Source organism: Thermosynechococcus sp. Uc (genome assembly GCF_029335995.1).
Classification (GTDB): Bacteria; Cyanobacteriota; Cyanobacteriia; order Thermosynechococcales; family Thermosynechococcaceae; genus Thermosynechococcus.
Genome location: NZ_JARJMS020000055.1, coordinates 1 through 2920, shown reverse-complemented (window position 1 = coordinate 2920; position 2920 = coordinate 1). Strand labels below are relative to the sequence as shown.

Annotated in this window: 4 protein-coding genes; 2 read left to right on the top strand and 2 right to left on the bottom strand. The window is 51.7% G+C overall.

Annotated elements, in window-relative coordinates; all coding sequences use genetic code 11:
• Positions 1-158: S4 domain-containing protein (locus P3X23_RS06335; protein ID WP_300874332.1), on the bottom strand; the 158-nt coding region annotated here is incomplete at its 3' end.
• 145 nt (positions 159-303) lie between these two features.
• Between P3X23_RS06335 and P3X23_RS06330 the strand changes: the two genes are divergently transcribed.
• A complete protein-coding gene (locus P3X23_RS06330; protein WP_300874329.1) occupies positions 304-444 on the top strand; it encodes a hypothetical protein in 141 nt (46 codons plus the stop codon).
• Positions 445-534: 90 nt separating this feature from the next.
• Here the strand turns inward: P3X23_RS06330 and P3X23_RS06325 are convergent, their stop codons facing one another.
• Positions 535-2304 (bottom strand): ABC transporter ATP-binding protein, encoded by a 1770-nt coding sequence (locus P3X23_RS06325; RefSeq protein ID WP_300874326.1) that lies wholly within the window; start codon positions 2302-2304, stop codon positions 535-537.
• 172 nt (positions 2305-2476) lie between these two features.
• Here P3X23_RS06325 and P3X23_RS06320 point away from each other — a divergent pair, with 172 nt between their 5' ends.
• Entirely contained in the window at positions 2477-2656 is a 180-nt protein-coding gene (locus P3X23_RS06320; RefSeq protein WP_300874324.1) for a hypothetical protein, read from the top strand.
• Positions 2657-2920 lie beyond the last annotated feature (264 nt).

Sequence of the window (2920 nt, the reverse complement as noted above, 5' to 3'; positions counted from 1 at the left end):
CTGTATTCAATGCGATCGCGCGTTGGATCTACTTTGTCCCCCAACTGTGCCCGCTGACCATTCACGAAGACTTGACCCCTGCGGATAAGCGTTTCCGCATGGCGCCGCGAGGCCACTCCCCAATGGGCAAGGACTTTTTGTAATCGCTCAGTGGTCATAGGGATATAGGTGCTTGCTCCAATTTACTGGCACGCTTAAGGGAATCTTTATGGCAAATCGTTGACCGGCAGTTGCCAACCCCGCAGTAAACCTGATAGAAAAGAACTGTCTAATCCTTACTGATTATCTGCCGTGAGGAGTTCTATGAAATCTCTCTACAAATTTGCCGCTTTGGGTCTAATTTTAGTGGGTTTTTCTACAACACTGGTTGCCTGTGGTGGTGGTGGTACGACCAATAATCAAACACCAACGGAATCTCCAAGTCCCCAAACTCCAGGTCAGTAGCTCCCTCTAGCCCCTATTGATAACAACCTCAATGGGGGTAGCCATAGGAGTTACCCCCTTACTTTAACAACGCTCTAGTGGGCAACTCTCCTATGCGAGGGAGCTTTCTAATTGATACTGCTCCCAAAGAGATTGATACAGTCCCTCAGTTGCCACCAGTTCACTGTGGGTACCCTGTTGGACAATGCGTCCTTCATCCATGACCAGAATGCGATCGCAGGCTGCCGCTGCCGACAATTGATGGGAAATAAAGAGCACTGTACGGGTACGCTGTTGCTGTCGTAGTGCCTGCAAAATTTGGCTAGCGGTTTGGTTATCAACACTGGCTAGAGCATCATCGAGGACCAAAATCGGCGCATCCACCAGTAGGGCACGGGCTAAGGCGGTTCGTTGTCGCTGTCCGCCAGAGAGGGTAATCCCCCGCTCGCCCACCAGAGTTTCGTACTGCTGGGGAAAGTTGAGAATTTCGTTGTGAATCTGGGCTTGGCTAGCGGCAGCAATCACCTTTAACTCCGTAGCATCGGGTTCGCCATAGCGGATATTGTTTTTGATGGTGGTGCTAAAAAGAAAGCTGTCTTGGGGCACGTAGGCGATCGCCCCCCGTAGATCTGCAAGGCGCAGCCGCGTGATATCAATACCATCAAGAAAAATCTGATTAGGAGCGATTTCCAATAAACGAGGCAGGGCACTGGCCAAGGTGGATTTGCCACAGCCAATAGGACCGACGATCGCCACCATTTCGCCAGCTTGAATATCAAAACTAAGGTGATTGAGGGCAGGGGTACTGCGGTTGGGGTAGGTAAAGGTCAAGTCTTGACAACGCAAGTGTCCCTGAACGCGATCGCGGGGGAGAGCAATGGCATCGGGAGCATCAATAATACGGGGTTTGACACTTAAAATCGCCTCAATGCGGTCAACGCTGACCTCTCCCCGCTGGTAGGCAGTAATTGTAAAGCCCAACAGGGCAGTGGGGAAAATCAGCCGCTCAATATACAGCAGCAGGGCAATGAAATCGCCTACCTGAATTGTGTGTGCAGCAATCATCCGACTGCCAAACCAAAGGAGAATTAGCAAACTCAAGCTCACCATACCCCCTAGGAGGGGAAAGAGAATGCTGCGGGTTTTGGCCAAGACCAGATTGTTCCTGAGCAGCTCTTGGTTCAACTGGTCAAATTGGCGCTTCTCATTGGTTTCTTGCCCATAAATTTTAATTAGGGCAATGCCACTCATGTCCTCTTGGATGAGTTCACTCAGTTCAGCAAGGCTTTGTTGCACATCTAGTTGCTCTGCCCGCAGGCGATCGCTAAAGGTTTGGACAATAAAGAGAACCGCTGGATAGACAGCGATCGCCCCCAAGCTCAACCCCGGATGAATTGCCAGCATGACAGGCAGCGTCATGCCGTAGGCAAACACTGTGTTGGCCGCACTCAAAAGGGCAAAGCCCACCAGACGGCGAATATTATCCACATCACTGGTGGCACGGCTAATCAAATCCCCTGGGGTATTCTCCGCAAAGTAATTGGGTTCAAGTCGCAACAGGTGCTCAAAGAGCTGCTGCTTGAGGTCAAATTCCACCAATCGCCCCGCTCCAAAGATCCATAGACGCGAGGCCATGCGAATCAGCCACATCAAAGAGGCCAAACCAATCAGCAGCAGGGCATAGAACACCACCCGCTGAAAGTCAAACTTGACCTGCAATTCATCAACGGCAGTGCCAATGAGCAGTGGTAGGTAGGTGCCTAGGAGGTTGACAATGAAAAGCGCCGCAATTCCGCCCCAGATTTTGCTGCGGTGAGGACGCAGATAGGCCAGCAGGCGATGCAAACGGCCAGAGCGGCCTGCTTTAGGAAGACTAACCATACCACCAAACTAACAGATATTGCCCCCTAGGGGGTAGCACCTTCGAGAAACTGGTTGAGGTCTTCCACCCAGCGATTTAGCTCGGCCTCAGCGGTTAAGCGAATGCGGTCAAAAGAACTTTAGCGGCATAGGGATTTGGCCAAATATTGGGACCACAAAAGACTTTGTCCACATGCTGATATTCCATGGCTGCTTGGCGGGTAGGGAAGTACCGCTGGCCTTGGTATGGGCGATCGCCCACATCCGTTCCATTGAAGCCTGCATCTCTGCTGCTTCTGGGGAGCAGCAAAAACTCACCGAGCCTTCTGCCAAATTAACCTGCATCCGTTGCTCGCTCATCGGCTCTGGCTAAAGACATTGTTGTTGTATTGTAAAGGCATCTGATCAATCAAAAGATTGCTCAGCCTTTTGGGGAAGATCTACGCTGTGCTCCACCAGATATTTATAGCGGAGTCGTTCAAAACTCCGTTCACAGTCGCGATCGCAAATGTGCTAACAGCAGCACAGGCTGGCAAACTCATAACGTGCTTCCGCGAGGACGCCGGACAATTACGCACAAACCTCACGCGGCCAGCGACCAAATCGGGGGCGCGTGTGAGAGTGGCGTAAGCGGCGG

Coding starts and splice junctions, on each gene's coding strand:
- P3X23_RS06325 (WP_300874326.1), bottom strand. CDS start 2,304: ATGGTTAGTCTTCCTAAAGCAGGCCGCTCTGGCCGTTTGCATCGCCTG.
- P3X23_RS06330 (WP_300874329.1), top strand. CDS start 304: ATGAAATCTCTCTACAAATTTGCCGCTTTGGGTCTAATTTTAGTGGGT.
- P3X23_RS06320 (WP_300874324.1), top strand. CDS start 2,477: ATGCTGATATTCCATGGCTGCTTGGCGGGTAGGGAAGTACCGCTGGCC.